Annotated in this window: 15 protein-coding genes and 1 pseudogene; 4 read left to right on the forward strand and 12 right to left on the reverse strand. The window is 71.1% G+C overall.

Translation table 11 applies throughout. From position 1 onward, the window contains the following. Positions 1 to 19: 19 nt before the first annotated feature. Entirely contained in the window at positions 20 to 1,588 is a 1,569-nt protein-coding gene (locus JYK04_RS22790) for an FAD-dependent oxidoreductase (protein ID WP_189738429.1), read from the reverse strand. A gap of 47 nt (positions 1,589 to 1,635) precedes the next feature. Between JYK04_RS22790 and JYK04_RS22795 the strand changes: the two genes are divergently transcribed. Continuing rightward, the gene (locus JYK04_RS22795) at positions 1,636 to 2,307 is read left to right on the forward strand and encodes a TetR/AcrR family transcriptional regulator (protein ID WP_229875398.1); all 672 of its coding nucleotides are present in this window, start codon (positions 1,636 to 1,638) and stop codon (positions 2,305 to 2,307) included. Between the two features lie 359 nt (positions 2,308 to 2,666). Here JYK04_RS22795 and JYK04_RS22800 read toward each other — a convergent pair whose 3' ends face one another. From JYK04_RS22800 to JYK04_RS22850, 11 genes and pseudogenes are all read right to left on the reverse strand, one after another. Beyond that, the gene (locus tag JYK04_RS22800; RefSeq protein ID WP_189738432.1) at positions 2,667 to 2,933 is read right to left on the reverse strand and encodes a metal-sensitive transcriptional regulator; all 267 of its coding nucleotides are present in this window, start codon (positions 2,931 to 2,933) and stop codon (positions 2,667 to 2,669) included. Between the two features lie 55 nt (positions 2,934 to 2,988). Beyond that, positions 2,989 to 3,579, reverse strand: a complete 591-nt coding sequence (locus tag JYK04_RS22805) for a rhodanese-like domain-containing protein (protein ID WP_189738434.1) — start codon at positions 3,577 to 3,579, stop codon at positions 2,989 to 2,991. Positions 3,580 to 3,625: 46 nt separating this feature from the next. Then, the gene (locus tag JYK04_RS22810; protein WP_189738437.1) at positions 3,626 to 4,372 is read right to left on the reverse strand and encodes a sulfite exporter TauE/SafE family protein; all 747 of its coding nucleotides are present in this window, start codon (positions 4,370 to 4,372) and stop codon (positions 3,626 to 3,628) included. Continuing rightward, positions 4,369 to 4,759 (reverse strand): annotated as a pseudogene (locus JYK04_RS22815) (rhodanese-like domain-containing protein). The gene JYK04_RS22810 and the pseudogene JYK04_RS22815 overlap by 4 nt, the downstream one beginning before the upstream one ends. 41 nt (positions 4,760 to 4,800) lie before the next feature. Then, complete coding sequence (locus tag JYK04_RS22820; RefSeq protein WP_189738440.1) at positions 4,801 to 6,204, reverse strand: MBL fold metallo-hydrolase; 1,404 nt, start codon at positions 6,202 to 6,204, stop codon at positions 4,801 to 4,803. A gap of 233 nt (positions 6,205 to 6,437) precedes the next feature. Then, positions 6,438 to 7,031: a DUF4291 domain-containing protein gene (locus tag JYK04_RS22825; RefSeq protein ID WP_189738443.1), complete on the reverse strand. Its 594-nt coding sequence runs from the start codon at positions 7,029 to 7,031 to the stop codon at positions 6,438 to 6,440. Further along, on the reverse strand, positions 7,028 to 7,585 hold the full coding sequence (locus tag JYK04_RS22830) for a hypothetical protein (RefSeq protein WP_189738446.1): 558 nt from the start codon (positions 7,583 to 7,585) through the stop codon (positions 7,028 to 7,030). The genes JYK04_RS22825 and JYK04_RS22830 overlap by 4 nt, the downstream gene beginning before the upstream one ends. 13 nt (positions 7,586 to 7,598) lie before the next feature. Then, positions 7,599 to 12,224 carry a putative T7SS-secreted protein gene (locus tag JYK04_RS22835; RefSeq protein ID WP_189738449.1) on the reverse strand — a complete coding sequence of 1,542 codons (4,626 nt, stop codon included), beginning with the start codon at positions 12,222 to 12,224 and terminating at the stop codon, positions 7,599 to 7,601. Then, complete coding sequence (locus tag JYK04_RS22840; protein ID WP_189738452.1) at positions 12,224 to 12,781, reverse strand: hypothetical protein; 558 nt, start codon at positions 12,779 to 12,781, stop codon at positions 12,224 to 12,226. Before JYK04_RS22840 ends, JYK04_RS22835 begins: the two co-directional genes overlap by 1 nt. Continuing rightward, positions 12,781 to 13,200, reverse strand: a complete 420-nt coding sequence (locus JYK04_RS22845) for a hypothetical protein (protein ID WP_189738455.1) — start codon at positions 13,198 to 13,200, stop codon at positions 12,781 to 12,783. Before JYK04_RS22845 ends, JYK04_RS22840 begins: the two co-directional genes overlap by 1 nt. Positions 13,201 to 13,523: 323 nt before the next feature. Continuing rightward, positions 13,524 to 14,468, reverse strand: a complete 945-nt coding sequence (locus JYK04_RS22850) for a cupin domain-containing protein (protein WP_189738458.1) — start codon at positions 14,466 to 14,468, stop codon at positions 13,524 to 13,526. A gap of 456 nt (positions 14,469 to 14,924) precedes the next feature. Here JYK04_RS22850 and JYK04_RS41935 point away from each other — a divergent pair, with 456 nt between their 5' ends. From JYK04_RS41935 to JYK04_RS22860, 3 genes are all read left to right on the forward strand, one after another. Beyond that, complete coding sequence (locus JYK04_RS41935; protein ID WP_268254146.1) at positions 14,925 to 15,050, forward strand: hypothetical protein; 126 nt, start codon at positions 14,925 to 14,927, stop codon at positions 15,048 to 15,050. A gap of 98 nt (positions 15,051 to 15,148) precedes the next feature. Next, a complete protein-coding gene (locus tag JYK04_RS22855; RefSeq protein ID WP_189738461.1) occupies positions 15,149 to 15,871 on the forward strand; it encodes a 2OG-Fe(II) oxygenase in 723 nt (240 codons plus the stop codon). A 62-nt stretch (positions 15,872 to 15,933) separates the two neighbouring features. After that, complete coding sequence (locus JYK04_RS22860; RefSeq protein ID WP_189738464.1) at positions 15,934 to 17,226, forward strand: serine hydrolase domain-containing protein; 1,293 nt, start codon at positions 15,934 to 15,936, stop codon at positions 17,224 to 17,226.

A 17,226-nucleotide genomic window follows, 5' to 3' on the forward strand; every position in this document is an offset into this window, starting at 1 on the left:
CGCGGCGATAACACCTTTCTCACAGGAAAGTGCGGCGGCCCGGGCCGAACCACCGCGACAGTGCGTCGGCGAGCCCGTCCCCGTCCCCGGCTCCCGCTGCCCAGGCGACGATTCCGTCGGGGCGTACGAGCAGCCCGGCCGGCTCCGGTCCGTCCGGGCAGGCAGCGGTGACGACCCGCACGCGCTCGCCGTACCCCCGGGCGTGCGCCCTGAGACCCGCGTCGTCGGCGAGGTCGAGGAGGAGTGCCCGCCCGTCGTGAAGCAGGTCCGCGAGGCGCGTCCCGTCGGTGAACGCGAGGTCCGGGGCGCTGCGGCCGACCAGCGGATGGCTGCCGGGAAGGTCGTACCGGTGCGAGACGCCGGAGATCTTCTTGGCGAAATAGGTGGTGCCGGCGACCGATTCGGCCAGCTCGGCGACGACCTGGCGCAGCGCCTGGGCCTGTGGTTCCGGCCGCATCAACGCGACTTGCGCCCTGGTCCATTCGAGCACCCATGCCCCGATCGGGTGCCGTTCGGCGGTGTACGAGTCCAGCAGCCCTTCCGGTGCCCGGCCGCGTACGACCGCGGCGAGTTTCCAGCCGAGGTTCATCGCGTCCCCGATCCCGAGGTTCAGCCCCTGGCCGCCGAACGGCGAGTGGACGTGCGCGGCGTCGCCCGCCAGGAGGACCCGGCCCGCGCGGTAGTCGGCCGCCTGGCGCGCGTGGTCGGTGAAGCGGGTGGCGGTGCGCACCCCGGTGATCGTGACCTCGGCCCCCGAGACACGTCGCAGACTCGCCTGCAACTGCTCCGCGGTGACCGGCGCTTCCCGGTCGGCCGGCGGCCCGTCGAACTCGACGGTGAGGATGCGGCCGGGCATCGGCCCGTGCACGTACATCCCGGTGTGCGTGTGGTTCCAGCCGGGCCGGAGGGCCTCGGACCCGGTCATCTCGACGAGCGCCTGGTGACCGGTGATCTGCGGATCCGTACCGGGGAAGGCGAAACCGGCGAGTTTGCGCACCGTGCTGCGGCCGCCGTCGCAGCCCACGAGCCAGTGCGCACGGATCACCTCGCCGGATCCGTCGGCTGCCGGGGCCACGCGGACCTCGATTCCGCCGTCGACCGTGTGGAATCCCGTCAACTCGGTGCCGCCGCGCACCTCGATGCCGAGCTCGCGGGCGCGCTCGGTGAGGAGCCGCTCGATCTCCTGCTGCGGTACGTGGCCGATGTCCTTTGCGGGACCGGCGTTCACGAAGTCCGGGTCGGCCGGGTCCAGCAGCTCCCCGCGCAGCATGATCCCGGCGAAGTGCCCGGCGAACCCGGCCGGTGCGCGGGGAGGTCGTCCGCTTCCCCCGGTCCCCTGCTGTTCGCGTACGAACGCCCGGAACCGCTCGACGGAGCGCTGCTGGACCTCGGCCAGCGCGGGCAGCATGCCGCGCCGGTAGAAGGCCTCGGCGGTCGGTGTGCTGATCCACCCCGCCTTGATGGTCCGGTCCGCTTCGGTGCGCCGCTCGACCACCACCACGCTCGCGCCGCCGAGCCGGAGCTCGCAGGCAAGCATCAGTCCCACCGGGCCGCCCCCGGCCACCACTACGTCAAAGTCCGAGTTCATGGAGTTCACTTTAGTCACTAAAACTTTGGAGTGGCTATAGTGTCACCGTGACCGAGGAAACTGAGAGGCGTGGCTCCGGAGAGCGCGTGGCCGACCGGGCGTTGACCTTGCGGGAGCGCAAGAAGCGCGAGACCCGGCAGCGGATCTCCGACGAGGCGACGATGCTGTTCGCGGCGCGCGGCTTCGACCAGGTGACCGTGGCGGAGGTCGCCAAGGCCGCCCATGTCTCCACGATGACGGTCTTCAACCACTTCCCCCGCAAGGAAGACCTCTTCCTGGACCGGATCCCCGAAGCGGTCGAGCTCTTCACGGCAGCGGTACGCAACCGCCCGGCCGGCGAGTCCCCGTCGGCCGCCCTGCGCGCTCTGCTGCTCCGACTCCTGGACCAGCGCCATCCCCTGGCGGCGGTGAGCGACGACTTCCCGTACTTCTGGCGCATCGTGTTGGACTCGCCCGCCCTGCGGGCGCGGGCGCGCGAGGGTGTCGAGGAGGTGGAGCTCGCGCTGGGGGACGCGATGGCCGAGACCGCCCCGGAAGGCGACGGCCCCGGCACCCGCCTCGCGGCAGCACTGACCGTCGCCGCGTACCGGGCCGTCTACGTCGCGACGGCCCAACGCCTGCTGGCGGGCGAGCGCGCGGCCGATGTGGCCGAGGACCACCGGTCTCGTGTGAACGGCGCGTTCGACGCGCTGGAGCGTGCACTTCCCGGGTCCCGCTGACGCGGGCGTCGGCCGCGAGGCCGGCCGGTCCGGCCCAGGGCTTCTCGGCGGCCCGGCGGAGCAGGGCGACCGGCTGATCGACCCATGTCGACCCGGTCTTCGTTCGGCACGCCGGCGGACCTGTCCGGGATGGCCGAGGTCGATGTCCGCGGGCGCCCCCGCCCGCCGCAACGCGCGGCGGAGGTCCCGGGGCGACCATGCCCGGCCGCTCCGGCCTGTGACGCCGACCTCGCGCAACCCCCGGTGGTCGGGTGCGTGCACGATGACCTGAGGCCCGCTGGGCGCCATGGCATCGTGGTGATCGGGCGACGACCGCGGCCCGGCTCCTGGAAGGGGCCGGGCCGTTTTCGGCGTGCCGGTCAGGCGAGGGCGAGGAACAGCTTTTCGAGTTCTTCCTCGGTCATGGGGGCCTGGTTCTCGTCGGCGTTGGACATGCACTGGCGCATGCCGCTCGCCACGATCTTGAAGCCTGCGCGGTCCAGGGCCTTGGAGACGGCGGCGAGCTGCGTGACGACGTCCTTGCAGTCACGGCCGGCCTCGATCATGGCGATGACGCCCGCGAGCTGCCCCTGGGCGCGGCGCAGGCGGTTGAGGACTGCGTTGACTGCGTCGTCGTCGACTTTCACCGGGTGCCTCCTGGCCTTGTGTGCTCTTCCTCAATGGTACCCCAGGGGGTATCCGTCAGCGGGCGCGGAGGGCGGCGAGGGTGGCGTCGAGGTCGCCCTGGTGGGGGCGGTTGTGGGGGAGTCTGGCGAGGAGGGCCGCCATGCCGCAGGTGTTGGTGAGGGCCGAGTAGACCAGGCCGCCGGCGACACCCGCGGTGGCGAGGCGGAAGGCGGGGCGCAGACGGCCGAGGGTCAGGCCGGTCAGGACGACGGCGCCGGCGGTGAAGCGGACCTGGCGTTCCATGGCCCAGGGGGTGCGCCGGTCGTGGTCGGGGTGGTGCAGGGCGTGGCCGCCGTCCGTCCAGGCTCCGGTGCCTCCGGTGAGGGTGGTGGCGGTGATGCCGTGGTCGGCGAGGGTGGCGCGGGCCTTCTCGGCGCGGGTGCCCGAGGCGCAGACGACGAGGATCTCGCTGCGGACGGCGGCATCGCGAAGATCGGGCAGGGCGCGGGCGAGGTGGTCGAGGGGGATGTTGAGGGCGCCGGGGAGGTGACCGGTGGCGTATTCGCCGGGGGTGCGGACGTCCAGGACGATCAGGTCGGGCAGGCGGCTGTGGGCCTGTTCGGCGTCGAGGGCGTGGCTGTGGGTGTGGGGGTGGGGGTGGGTCATGGTGCTGTGTTCCGTCCTTGTCGGAAGGGGGGGCGGGTCCGCGGGGTCAGTGGAGGGCGTCGGTGAGCATGAGGGCGGCGACGGCCAGGAGGACGGTCGCGAACGCCCGCTGGAGGGCGGGTCCGGAGATCTTGGCGGCGAGGCGCTTGCCGTCCCAGGCTCCGAGGGCGGCCGCTCCGGTGAAGGGGGCGATGACCGCCCAGTGCAGCGGGGCGTGGGTGCCCGTGCGGGCGGCGAGCGCGGCCAGGGAGTTGACGGTGATGACCAGGAGGCTGGTGCCGACGGCGGCGCGCATGCGCAGGCCCAGTACGGAGACCAGGGCGGGGACGGCGAGGAAGCCGCCCCCGACGCCGAGGAAGCCGGTGATCGAGCCGAGTCCGGCGCCCGCCCCGGCAGCCCGCGCGGGGCGTACGGGCCGGGGCTGCCGCCCGGGGGCGGGGGCGGCGAACATGCGCCAGGCGGCGAGGCCGGCTACCGCGGCGAACGCCGCGGTCAGGGCCGGTTCGGGGACGCGGGTGGCCAGGGTGGCGGCGGCGAGGGCGGGCGGGATGCCGGCCGCCGCGAACAGGGCGCCGGTCTTCCAGCGGACGTTGCCGGACGTGGCATGGCGGTAGAGGGCGGTGGCGGACGTGGCGGTGACGATGATCAGGGAGGCGGTGGTGGCGGCGGCCGGGGTGAAGCCCAAGAGGTAGATCAGGGCGGGGACGGCCAGGACACTGCCGCCGCCGCCCAGTGCCCCGAGGGCGAGTCCGATGACGGCCCCGGCGGCGAGGGCGAGGGCGAGCGTGCTCACGCCGGCCGGCCGCGGCTTCCGCGTTCGCCGACGACCGGCAGTCCGGCGGAAGCCCAGGCGTTCATGCCGCCCTTGACGTCGACGGCGTCGCCCCCGCGGCCGGTCAGCAGCTCGGCGGCCTGCCGGGAGCGGTGTCCGGACCGGCAGATCACCACCAGCGGCCGGTTCCGGGCGGTCGCCGGCAGGGCGGCGCCGGTGAGGAGGCGGGAGAGCGGGGCGTGGACGGCTCCGGGGACGTGTCCGGCGTTCCACTCGGCCTGCTCGCGCACGTCGAGGAGTACGGCGGCGCCGTCGGTGATGCGCTTGATGGGCCTGGGCGGGGGTGATGCGGGTGGGGGTGATGCGGGTGGGGGTGACGCGGGCGGTGCCGCGGCGGAAGAGGAACATCCGTCTTCCTTCCGGGTCGGTGGGGAGGGAGGAGGGCGGGCTCAGCGGTTCCGGTCGCCGTCGGTGAGGGGCAGGCCGGCCTCGGCCGCGGCGTCGAAGGAGTCGTCGACGGCGACGACGTCACGTCCGGCGGCGTCCAGCAGGGAGGCGGCGATCGCCGCGCGCATCCCGCCGGCGCAGTGCACCCACACGGTGCCGGGCGGGACCTCGGTCAGGCGCCGGTGCAGGTCGTGGACGGGGATGTGCACGGACCCGGCGATCCATCCCCCGGCCCGCTCGGAGTCGCGGCGCACATCCAGCACGACGGTCGGTGAGCCGGCGCCCCGGCCGTCCCGGGTGCCCGGGACGGCCCGGTCGGCGAGGTCGGCGAAGGTGGCGCGGGGGAAGGAGCGCGGGCCGCGACCTTCGGGTATCCAGTCGCGGGGCGTGCCGGTGGCCGCCGCCGCGGGCCGGTCGAGGCCGACGCGGACCAGTTCGCGCTGGGCGGCGGCGAGCTGGGCGGGTGACTCGGCGAGCAGGGTGACGGGCTTGCCCCAGGGGATCATCCAGGCGAGGTAGGTGGCGATCTTTCCCTCGGCCTCGAAGTTGAACGAGCCCGCGACGTGCCCTTCGGCGAACGCGATCCGGTTGCGCAGGTCGACCACCCATTCCCCGGCGGCCAGCCGCGCGGCGATGTCGGCGGCGTCGGTCAGGGGCGGTGTGCTCAGGTCCACCGGATCCGGGCCCGCGGCGTTGGCCGGGCCCATGTGGGCGTAGTAGGCGGGGACGTCCTCCAGGCCGGCCAGCAGGTCGGAGACGAAGCGGTCGACGTCCTTGACCAGGGCGTCGTTGACGCTCTTCTCCTTGCCGATGGTGGTGGCGTCGCCGCCCGCGGACCGGGAGGCGGAGCAGAAGCTGCCGAAGCCGTGGGTGGGCAGCACGGCCGTCTCGTCGGGGAGCTCGGCGGCCAGGCGGTGGGCGGAGGCGTGCTGGGCGCGGGCGAGCTCCTCGGTCAGGCGTGGCTCGACCAGGTCGGGGCGGCCCACCGAGCCGATCAGCAGCGAACCGCCGGTGAAGACCGCCGCCACCCGGCCGTGCTCCTCCAGCACGTAGGAGGTGTGGTGGGGGGTGTGGCCGGGGGTGGCCAGCGCCCGCAGCGCGATGCCGTCGTCGACGCCCACCGTGTCGCCGTCGGCCACCGGTGTCCGGGCGAAGGAGACGCGGGCACCGGCCGGCACCAGGTACGCGGCGCCGGTCAGGCGGGCCAGGTCCAGGCCGCCGGTGACGTAGTCGTTGTGCAGGTGGGTCTCGACCACGTGGGAGATCCGCACCCCGCGCGCGGCGGCCGCCGCGATGACCCGGTCGATGTCGCGTGGCGGGTCGACGACGGCCGCGGTGGCGGCGCCGCCCGCCAGGTAGCTGCGGTTTCCGAGGCCCTCGGTCTCGATGGTGTCGATGAAGAACACGCGGTTGCTCCTTTCGGCCGGGCGATTACCCCCGGGGGTATATTTTCGAGCCTAGCACGGGTACCCCCGGGGGTATTTTTGAGAGCAACGGGACCCCGCCCTCACTCGGCGGCTACCCGCCGGCCGCCCGCCCACACCACACGTGAACCGATCCGGACGACGAAGAAGGCCCAGGTCGTAGACCTGGGCCTTCGTTCAGGAGCGCCGAGCGGACGGGGATCCGCGTCGGGGTGTCAGGCGATCCGCTCCGCGAGGGCCGCGGGGAGCGGGTACACCCGCTCCTCGGGCAGCAGGGACGCGGCCGTGTCCGGGCTCCCGGCCGCCATCGCGGCGTGGACCTCGCGCGCCAAGGGGGTGACGTCCCGGATCTCGCTGATCCAGTTCTCCACGTACTGCTCGACCGCCGGGCCCGAGAGGCCGATCTGTATCGCGCGGTGCGGCAGCGGATTCAGGTTCAGGTCCCGCTCGGGATCCCATTGGACGCGGACCGGGCTGGAACGAACGGCGGCGCGCCATTCCTCGGCGGTCGCGAACCGTGTCCGGTCGAAGTGGCTGAGGCAGGCCCGGGAGAGCGCTTCCTCGAATCCCTCCCGCGTGATGTCGATCGCCAGTACGCGTTCCTGATCGGTCTTCGTGGCCCATCCGCAGCGGTACATCATCCACAGGAACGACGGTTTGATCCACGTCATTCTGCCGCGCTTGAACGGGTCCACGAAAGTGCCGGCTTCCAGGGCCGGTCCGGCGATGCGCGCCGGGTACGCCTGATAGACGGTGATGGTTTCGTCGTCGAACCGCGCCCGGACTTCGTGCGCCGCCGCGCCGGTCATACGGAAACCTCGTCGATCCAGACCTGCGGCTTCGTCAGCACCGGGTCGGCCACCGTGCGCGCGCCGCAGGCGTGGAGGAGCCAGCGCAGGTCCTCCCAGGCGAAGAACGGCTCGCCCCAGGTGTCCGCCCAGAGCCGCAGCCGGTCCGCCCCGGCGGGCGCCCGCGTCAGGTCCCACCAGGACCAGCCCCGGACCTCCAGGTCCGGATCGAAGCGGGAGAGCCAGTTCTGCAGGTCCCAGGGCCCGCTGCCGGTCCGCTCGGTGTAGCGGTCGCGTCCTTCGGCTGCGAAGGGCTCCGGGGAGGTACCGCCCCGGCAGACGCCGGGGAACCACGCGGGAAGGGTGTCCACGGGCAGATCGTCGTCGTCGAAGGACTCCGAAGCCGCGATCTGCAGGACGGCGTCCATGACGCCGCGCAGCCTGCCCGCGTACTGAACGGGGTCCCCGTCCACCGCCAGTTCGAAATAAGCGAGGACCGGGGGCGCGGAATCACTTTCCGGCCGGCTGGACGCGCGGGCCCTCTCGATTTCGAGATCTTCGATTTCGTGCAGCATTCTACAATCCTCGCTAATGGTCCTGGACGATCCTACCAGAGCCGGGTATGATGACTTTTCTCATTTTGTCGATCACTTCACCCGGAAGCCCGTACAGGTCCGTTCCCCTGGTGGGGTCGGATATTTCGGGATAGATCTGCTTCACCTGTTTCCATTCCTGTTTGGTGAAGCCGAACCCGTCCGGCTGTTCCTGCGGGACCGCTTTCGCACGGATCTCGTCCACAAAACTCTTCGGTACGTCGAAGGCGACGATCTGGCCGTTGTCCCCCCGGAATTCCACGGTGTGCCGAAGGTCGCCGCTCATGTTCACGTACAGGTGGTTGTTGCCCTCGATCCGGACGTTGCCGTTCTCGTCGATGTGCACCCGCTGGCTGAGCGGATGCTCGGTCTGCTTGCGGTAGACGGTGACCGTGCACTCGTCCGGAGCCAGGCCGAGGTGGTCCGACCAGGTGTGGGGGTTGGGAACGTACGTCGCCGGGTTGGGCGCCGGGGCGAGTCCCAGCGGGTCCGGGCTGAGGTACCGCGCCGTCTCCGGGTCGTACGTGCGGAAGACGTTGTAGTGCAGACCCGATTCGGGGTCGAAGTACTGTCCCGGGAAGCGCAGCGGCGTGTACGTCGACGCGCCGCGGTTCCAGGTCGTCGCTCCCCACAGGGCGGACCGGGTGTGCCAGGCGATCTCGCCCCGCTCGTCCACGAGTTCGGTGGGCGTGCCCACCAGGTCCGTGACGATCGAGAAGAAGCGGCTGTCGATCTCCTCACGCGAGGCCGTCAGGATGCGTTCCGTCTGGGCCAGCGGATGCAGCCCGCGATGGTCCCAGGTCAGGGCCACCGGGTGGGGGAGCTCGTCGGACCGCGTGATCTGCTCGCAGAGGGTTGCGCCCTCCCAGGTGAAGAGGACCTCTTCCACGACCTCACCGGCTGCCGACAGCCGCTGCTTGGCGGTCCGCCGGCCCAGCGGGTCGTACAGGTAGCGCCAGACCGTGCCGTCCGGGGTCGTGACCCCCACCAGGCGGTCCTCCGCGTCCCACGCGTAGTGCCAGGTGTCCGGCTTGCGGGAGAGCCGGGTCTTCCGGCGCAGCACGACACGCCCCTGCGCGTCGTACGCGTAGTGCACGCCTCCCGCGCCCGTGAGGCGGTTGCCGGTGTAGCTGCGCGGCCCGGGCGCCACGTCGGCGTCCGGGTGGGCGGTGGGCCAGGACGCGGAGGTCTGGTTGCCGGCCTCGTCGTAGGCGTAGCGCTCGGACCACGCCCCCGCCTCCACCGCGGTGACACGGGCTGCTCCGTCCAGGGTGAAGGAGCGGGAGCCGCCCAGCGCGTCGTCCACCGCGGTGAGATGGCCGTCGGGCCGGTAGGTGTAGCCGCGACGCTGCAGGGTGCGGCCGTCGTGGCCCGTGAGGTGCTGCTCGGTGAGGCGCCCGACCTCGTCGAAGCCGTGCCGGAGCATGACGCCCCCGCCGATCCGGCGGACCGTCTCGCGGCCCGTCGCATCGTGCTCGAAGGCCAGGGTCCGGCCGGAGGCCGTCAGACTTGCGCGGCGACCGGCGGCGTCGTACGACCACTCGCTGACCGCACCGGTCGGGGTGGTGCGCCGGGCCGTCCGGCCCAGCTCGTCGTACGCGTAGCTGAGCGTGCGGCCGTTGACCGTCTCGGAGTGCAGCAGGCCCTCGCGGTTGCGGATCCGGCTCAGGGTCACATCCGGGCCGACGGCCTGTGCCAGCTGGTCCGCGTAGTCGTACTCGTACGTGGTGACCGCGCCGGCGGCGTCCTTGCGAACCGTCTGGCCGAGGTCGTTGTACTCGTACCGGACCGTCTCCCCGAGCGCGTTGGTCCGGGCGGACAGCCGGCCCGCCGCGTCGTACGCGTAGCCGAGGGTCCGGCCGTCGAAGTCCGTCTCGGCGGTCAGCCGGCCCGCCGGGTCGTATTCGTACGTCCAGGTCAGCCCCTGCGGGCCGGTGACCTCCGTCAGCCGCAGCTCCAGGTCGTGCGCGAACGAGTAGCGGGCCCCGTCGGGACCGGTGCGCGCGACCAGGGAGTCGAAGTCGCCGTACTCGTAGACCGACCGTCCGCCGGCCGCGTCGGTGTGGCTGAGGCAGTTCCCCTCGCCGTCGTACACCCACGACTGCTCGCTGCCGTCCGGCTCCACCCGGCGCTGCAGGCGGCCCTCCACGCTCCAGGTCAGACGGGTGACCCCGCCGAGCGGGTCGGTGATCGTGGCCGCGCGGCCGAAGGCGTCGTAGGCGTACCGGGTGACCGCGCCCAGCGGGTCGGCCGATTCCTCGACGAGGCCCGCCGCGTTGCAGCGGAAGGAGGTGGTGTCGCCCAGCGCGTTCGTCACCGAGGCGAGGTGGCCCCGTTCGTCGTACGTGAACCGGGACTTCGCGCCCGAGGCGTCCCGCACGGTGAGGGGGTTGCCGCGTTCGTCGTAGGTCCGGCGCACGGAAGTGCCGTCCGGCCGGGTGACCCGTTCGGGCAGGCCGAGGGCGTTGTACTCGAGGGTCGTACGGCGCCCGTCCGTGCGTTCGACGGAGGTGACGAGCCCGTTGTCGTCGTAGGCGATCCGCGTCGTCAGGCCCAGCGGATCGGTGCGGTTCAGCAGCCGGTTGAAGGGATCCCACGCGAAGTGGGTCGTGGCGCCGTTCGCGTCGGTCTCGGCGACGACCCGGGCCTTCTCGTCGATGACGTAACGGCGCTGGTGCCCGAGAGCGCCGGTGACCGTGGTGACGCCGTCCTCGTAGGTGAAGCGCGAGTCCACGTGCCCGTTCGTGCCGGACTGGGCGACGCAGCGGTCCCGGTCGTCGTACGCGTAGTCGAAGTGGCGGCCGTTGGTGTCGGTCCACGAGACGATCCGGGCCTGATCGTCGTACCCGAACCGCAGGGGCTTGCCCGAGGAGTTGACGACCTCGGTCAGGTTGCCGTCGGTGTAGCCGTAGTCGAGGACCCTGGTCCCGTCCGCGAGGAGGAGCGAGGTGATCCGGCCGTCGGCGGTCGTGAACCGCACCCCGTAGCCGCCGCTGTGGCTGATGCCCGTCGGGGCGCCGTCCGCGTCGTACTCGTAGGCGATCCAGCCCCCGTTGCGGTCGTCCAGCTGGACGAGCGTGCCCTCGGCGGTGAAATGCCAGACGCGGCCCGATTCCGGGTCGCACACCGTGAACCCGCCGTCCGGTGTGGCGGACAGGGGCCAGCGCCGGCCGTGTGTGGGCAGCACCGGCAGCCCCGGTGCGGGGTGCGGATAGGCGAGGACGCTGCCGTCCTCGCCCAGGAGGACGACACCGGCGGCGTCGATCTCCAGGCGCTGGTCGATGCTGCTCGCCCAGCTCGGGCCGAACCAGCGGCCCGCCCGGTAGGAGGACTCGAAGGTGCGGGTGAGGGCCAGCGGCAGCGAGCCCGGCAGGACGAGGTCGGTCTGCGGCAGGACCATCCGTCCGGTCGCGACGTCGACCGGGTCGTCGACGCACGTCTTGTCGCCGGGGGCGCGCGACGGGGCGTCGGGACCGTCGTTGTCGAGGTGGGTGCGACCCGGTCCCTTGAGGTCGTCGGCGTGCTTGGCGATCGATGCCGTCTTCTTCAGGGCGCCGAGGCCCTTGGAGCCGACGAGCTCGGGGAGCATCTTGCCGATGCCCTCGCTGGGGTCCTTCATGAACTCGTCGAGCATCTGCTTGCCCGCGCCCATGGGGTCGTTGACCGCCACGGCCAGGCCGGCGACCGTCGAGTTGAGGCTGGTCAGGTACTCGGCGGGGTGGGTCAGGTTGTACGGGTCCATCGGGTTGACCGAGCGGACGAAGTTGACGAGGCCCGCGGTGCCCTTGATCACGCCGCCCGCGAGGTGGGTCTGCGCGAGGTCCAGGTAGTCCATGCCGTCTTTGAGCTGCTCGGCGTACGAGGGCTTGGGCGGGGCGGCGTCGCGGGCCGCCCGGACCGCCGTACGGGTCGTCTCGGCGACCTCGTTGCGCTGGGTGCGCGCGGTGTCGAGCTTGTCCTGGGCGGCCTTGATCAGCGGGTCGCCGGGGTCGGTGAAGTCATCGGCGGGCCGCGGCGGCAGCGTGTCCTTCTTCGCCTCGACCGCGGCCTTGTAGTCGGTGATCGACTTGTTGTAGGCGGTGCGCGCGTCCTGCGAGACCTTCTTGGCGTGGTTGTAGTCCGCCAGGGCCTCCTTGGCCTGGCCCTGAGCCCACTCGACGGTCTCTGCGAAGCGGCCCATCGCGTCGGCGGCCTTGCCGAAGGCCTCCGCCGCCTTGAACCAGCGCGGCGGCTCCTTGGCTATCGACTCCCGGAACGCGTCCGCCGACGCGCCCTTCAGACCGTCGCCCTCCAGACCCTTCAGGCCGTTGCCGACCATGGTGAAGGAGGACTTGAAGTCGTTCAGGTGCGAGACCTGCTCGCGGATCTTCGACACGCTGCCGTAGACCAGCTTGTTCGGATCCTCCGTCTGCCCGAGCTCCAGCTCCGATACGTCGGCGCCGAGCTGATTGGCGGCCGAGCGGCTCTTGTCCCGGACCCAGTCGCCCGCCTCGTCGAGACCGACCTCCTCGGCGACGTCGGCGACCTTGTCGCCGGTCCACTCGATCGCGTCGCCGACGTCCTTGGCCCGGTCCTCGACCCAGTCCTCCGCCGAGTCCGGTACGAAGTCCCGCCAGCCCATCAGTTACCGCCCCCGCCCGCCTGGTCCAGCAGGTCCTTGATCGAGCCGATCTTCCCGCCGGAGGTCAGCTTGTCGCCCGTGTCCGACCAGGTCTGCTTCATGTCCTGCCGGCCCTTCTCGAAGGACTCCGCGCTGTAGTCCGGCTTGTAGACGTCCGCCCGCCAGATGTCGTCCCAGCTCTTCTGCTCGATCTCGTCCTCGCTCGCGTGCGGATTGCCGTACGCGGCGTTCGCGACGACCTTGAACGCGCCGTGCATGTACTGCTCTTCCTCCCACACCGTGCCCGCCGCGATCCCGAGGTTCCCGGCCAGGGTGCTGGCGTTCTGCACGAGACTGCGCACGCCCCACTCCCAGCGCTCGCAGAAGTCCTCGAAGTCGGTGGCCAGACCCATGTGCCCGGCCTCCATCCCCGTCATCGACAGATCGCTGAAACCGGCCCCCTGGGAGGCGCCGGCCGCATCCCCCGACTCGCGCAACTCGGCGATGGCCTTGCGCAGACCGTCCTGGATGTTCTTGACCGCGGCCGGGGAGACCTCCAGGTCCCCGTCGCCGGCCATCAGACGGCGTCCGCACGGTCGGCGCCGGCATCCACGGCGTACGCGTCCGCAACGATGCCCACGACCGGCGGGAACAGCATCGAAGCGTCCTCGTCCGCCACATCGACCGCCACACCGGTCGGACCGTCGACCGTGGGGATCACCGCGTCGACGAGACGGGCACCGAGGATCGACAGGTACTCCCACTCACGGGCCCCGGTCCCGGCCCCGGCCCCGCGCGACTGCGCGAAACGGGCCAGCGCCCCCTCGTCCGTGAAGGCGTAGATCCAGCGGACCCCGCCCTGCCACCCCGTCATCAACCCGCCGTCATCGCCCTCCGACAGCGGCACGAGCAGCGGAGTACGGCGGAATTCGCCCAGCAAACGACCTGAATGCCCGGACCCGCCCCGCATGGCGGCTATCTCCTCAGGCAGTCCCATCACACGCCCCGTTCCCGGGAGCAGTCGACAGCCCCCGTTCGCACACGTTACGCAAATGAGCGGCGGCCGAGCAGCATTGCCCCTCGCGCCGCAAGGCCCTGTGCCGGGCCTCGCGGCGCTCGGCCGGCCGGATCGCGGGCGCAACTGAACCGAGTATTCCGATGGTTGGGGCGGGCGGCGCCGAACACCGGCACACCGGCGGCCACGGCAAGGGCCGAGCGGCCCGGACATGACGCGGGCCCAGGTCGTCGACCTGGGCCTGCGTTCGAGCCTCCTGCCTCGCTCGGTCAGAACGCCCGTGACGTCCTCGCCGGAGAACCGCCCTACGCGGCAGACGCGGGGCCGGTGTCGGGGAGCCCGAGCCGGAACCTGCCGAACTGCGCGCCGTCCCGGCCGGCGAAGAACCGCTGCAGCAGGTCCTCCTCCGCGAGCGCCCCGTCCAGCCGCTCCCGCACCTTCCGCAGCACCTCCTGCGGGCCATCCGGATTCCCGAAGCGCAACAACTCGGCACACATCGCCTCGTCCTCACGGAGCTGGTCCAGCAGCCAACGCGCCAGGTCCAGACCGGTGGTGCAGGGGATCGAGCCGGTGATGTGCAGGGAGGGGCCCTCCTCGGTCACCGGGTCGTGCCAGAAGCCCCGCGGGAGGAAGAGCACGTCGCCGGGTGAGAGCACCAGGTCGTCGATGACCTCGGCGGGCGGCGTGCCCATGGCCGAGTCCGCCGGGTGCATGGAGAACTCGTTGCGCCCGAAGATGCGCCACCGCTTCCTGCCCTGGAGCTGGATGACGAACACGTCGTGGTCGTCCCAGTGGGTGTTGAAGCTGCCGGTGGGCGCCCAGGAGGCGTAGAGGTTGAACTCGAAGTCGCTGAGCAGCCTGCGCTCGAACGCCTCGGACAGCTGCGAGACCCCGGGGTGGATTTCGTCGAGGTATCGCATCGAGAGCGTGTGGCCCTCGCGGAGCGCCGCGCGCAGCTTCACCGGGTCGATGCGGACGCGCCGGCGGCCGCGCCGGACGGTACGCGCCTCCATGTAGGCGGCCTCGGCCAGCTGCTTGCCGTCCCGCGACAAGCGCATCTGGGGGGACCTGAGCGGATGCGTCTCCAGGATCTCGTTCAGGTCGTCCCAGCCGAAGACGTCCCTGATCTTTTCCGCGGCCGCGGGGAACACGCGGTGTTCGCGGTGGTAGACCTGCGGCAGGAAGTCGTCGGCCATCACTGTGGAGATGACGTCTTCCATCGCGCCCGAGAGGTCTCTCGTGTATTCCATGATTCCTCCGTGATTCACCATCGGTGACCGGCCCGCCGGTTGCGGTACGCGCCGCCGCGGGAAAAGGACGCGACACCGTGCGTCCCCGTTCAAACAACCCGGACGGATCGCAGGAGAGTGAGCCTCTCTCGGCCGCTTCAGCCGTACAAGAGGTGAAGGCGCTCATGAAGTGACATTGCAGGAGGCTGAACTGCGACTGCAGCTTCTCCAGTCGCCCGGCACCGAGTTCTGATGGGGGATGTCCAGTTTGGCGGCATCCGTTCCCTTCAGGATCCTGCAACGCCACATGATGTCCCATTGCCCTCGTTGTCGTGCCGTCGTTCCTGCGGCAATTCTTGTGTCAGCAAGCAGGCAGGTGCCTCGGAGCCGCCGGGAAAAACCTCCCGGCAAATTCCGGCCCGCTCCTGCCGATTCATAAGGACAGGGGAGTTCGCTCCCCTCGCGAAAGGAATGGTCATGGACTCTCAGGACACGAAGAACATCGAGCTCGTCGAGGAGAAGTCGGTGCTCGAGGACATCGAGATGCTGGCTTGGCCGCGCAACCTGGCCGTTGTTCCGGCGGACGTCCTCGACCTGGTCTGATCCAGGGGCGAGGGGCGGGCCGGCGAGCCGATCAGGCCGCCGGCCCGCCCCGCTCCCGAAGCGTGACATCGCGACGGCATCGCACAAGGACATCTCCCATGAAGATCACCATTAGAACTCCGCACCTCACAGTGGTGGATGACTTCCTCGGCGAGGCCGAATTCGCATCGCTGGCGACTTCACTGCAGTTCCTGTCCTATCGCCCGATGCATTCCAAGGAATGGGTCAAGGCGTACGGGCTCTCATCGGCTCCGGTCCTGCAGAGCGAGCTGGCCACCCGCGGACGGGTGGACTCCACTCCTCCGGGGATGAGTCGGGTGGGAGAGCTCGTCGAACGTATCGCCCGGCCCGACGGAGCGCTGCAGGACAGCTACCCGCAGGGAATCACCGGCCAGGGGTCCACCGTCACCGGCCGCACCGTGCTGTCGGGGGTAGGAGCGGCTCTGAACTGGCACAACGACGCAGAGAGCCTGCTGGGTGCCTATGTCTTCTACGGGCATCCGCGATGGGGTTCCTCGTGGGGCGGCGAGCTGCTGGTCCTCGCCGAGGACGAAGCGGGCGGCCGGGACGGGACCGGGGACCGCGATGGCCGGCCCCCGGAGGTCAACGGCGATCTGGGGCCCGACTTCATGCTCGACGTGCGTGCCGAGCAGTACAGGAACGACATCGGGCACGGCATCTTCGTCTCTGCCCGCCCCAACCGCCTGGTCCTGCTCACCTCCCGGGTCCACCACCGGGTCGCACCGGTGACGCCCAGCGCGGGAGACCAGCCCAGGACGGCTGTCGTCGGCTTCTTCGTATCGGACGCGGGCCTCTCCTGAGGAGCTCCGCCACTTCGTCCCCACTCCCAGCTCGGATTCGTGATTCAGTGACACCGCAAGCGATGATTCAGGACGCGCTCGACCAGGCGATCGTGGAGGCAGGTACCAGCGGAAACATCGTGGTGCTCCTCGTCGACAAGGGACGCGAAACCCTGGTCGAATGGGGACCGGGACATGCCGGTGTCGCACCGGCGGAGCAGTATTACCAGCTGGGCTCGATCTCGAAGTTCATCACCGCGGCAGCGTGTCTCGTCCTGGACGGGCAGGGATATCTGAGTCTGGACGAGCCGATGCGGTTCGTCGACCACCTGATTCCCCGATATCTGGGGCACCGGGTTGCCCTCACGCCCCGCCAGGTCCTCCATCACATTACGGGCCTCAACGTACGCAGTGTTCCCGGATACGCGCGCGATGAGACGGTTCCGACCCTGGCCGAGATCATCGCCGGTAAGGGCCGGTCGCCGGCGCTCGCCTTCACCGGGATTCCGACGGGCCGTGTCGCCTACTGCAGCGGCGCCTTCGCGCTCCTCCAGGCCCAGCTCGGGCAGGGAGGCGACCTCGCCGGACTCCTCCCGGATGCGATCCGCGAGATTTCCCCCGGTGCGGCCCTGCTGGCCGATTCGCTCGAAGGACCGGTGAACCCGTCTCTGGCAAAGGGTTTCATCCATCCGGCGATACCCGTGCCGCAGGGCTCGCTCCACTACCCCGAGACATGCGCGGGCGGTCTCTGGGCACGTCCGCGGGACCTCATGACGGTACTCGTCGACATCGCGGACCACCTGCGCGGTGAGAGCGGCAGCGGAACGGTGGGCAGCCGGATCCGCGGGCACCTGCTTTCCCGCCACCTCCATCCGAAGATGGCGATGTCCGCCCTGGTCGACGAGGACGGGGAAGGACGGACGTACTACCACCACCAAGGGGCCAGCGCCGGATTCACCACCGAGTTCGCGAGCTACCCCCAGGAGGACGTGCACATCGTCGCCATGGCAACGGCCGCGGTCACTCCGCCGGAGCTGCGCACGGTCGTCAAGCAGGCGCTCGCCGCCACGTCGGTGGGCACCCCGGCAGCACCCGCGGGGGGTGTGCTGCCGTCGGAGAGCGCGACGCCGGTGGACAGCCGGACCGAGGACACCGGGAGCTATGCCGGCGACTCCCTCGGAGCCGAGGTCGTGGCGGACGTCGCCACGGTGCGCACGCAGAGCGGGTTCGAGCTGGAGCTGCGCAGGACGGCCGCCCATGTCTATGCGGTACCCGGAGAGCCGTACCCCAGATGTGTGATCGACGGAGACCGGATGCGGTTCAGCGACGGCTCCCGCCTGTACAGGCTCAGCCGCTCCTCGACCTCCGGATCCTGA

The sequence above is a fragment of the Streptomyces nojiriensis genome, from assembly GCF_017639205.1.
Lineage (GTDB): Bacteria > Actinomycetota > Actinomycetes > Streptomycetales > Streptomycetaceae > Streptomyces > Streptomyces nojiriensis.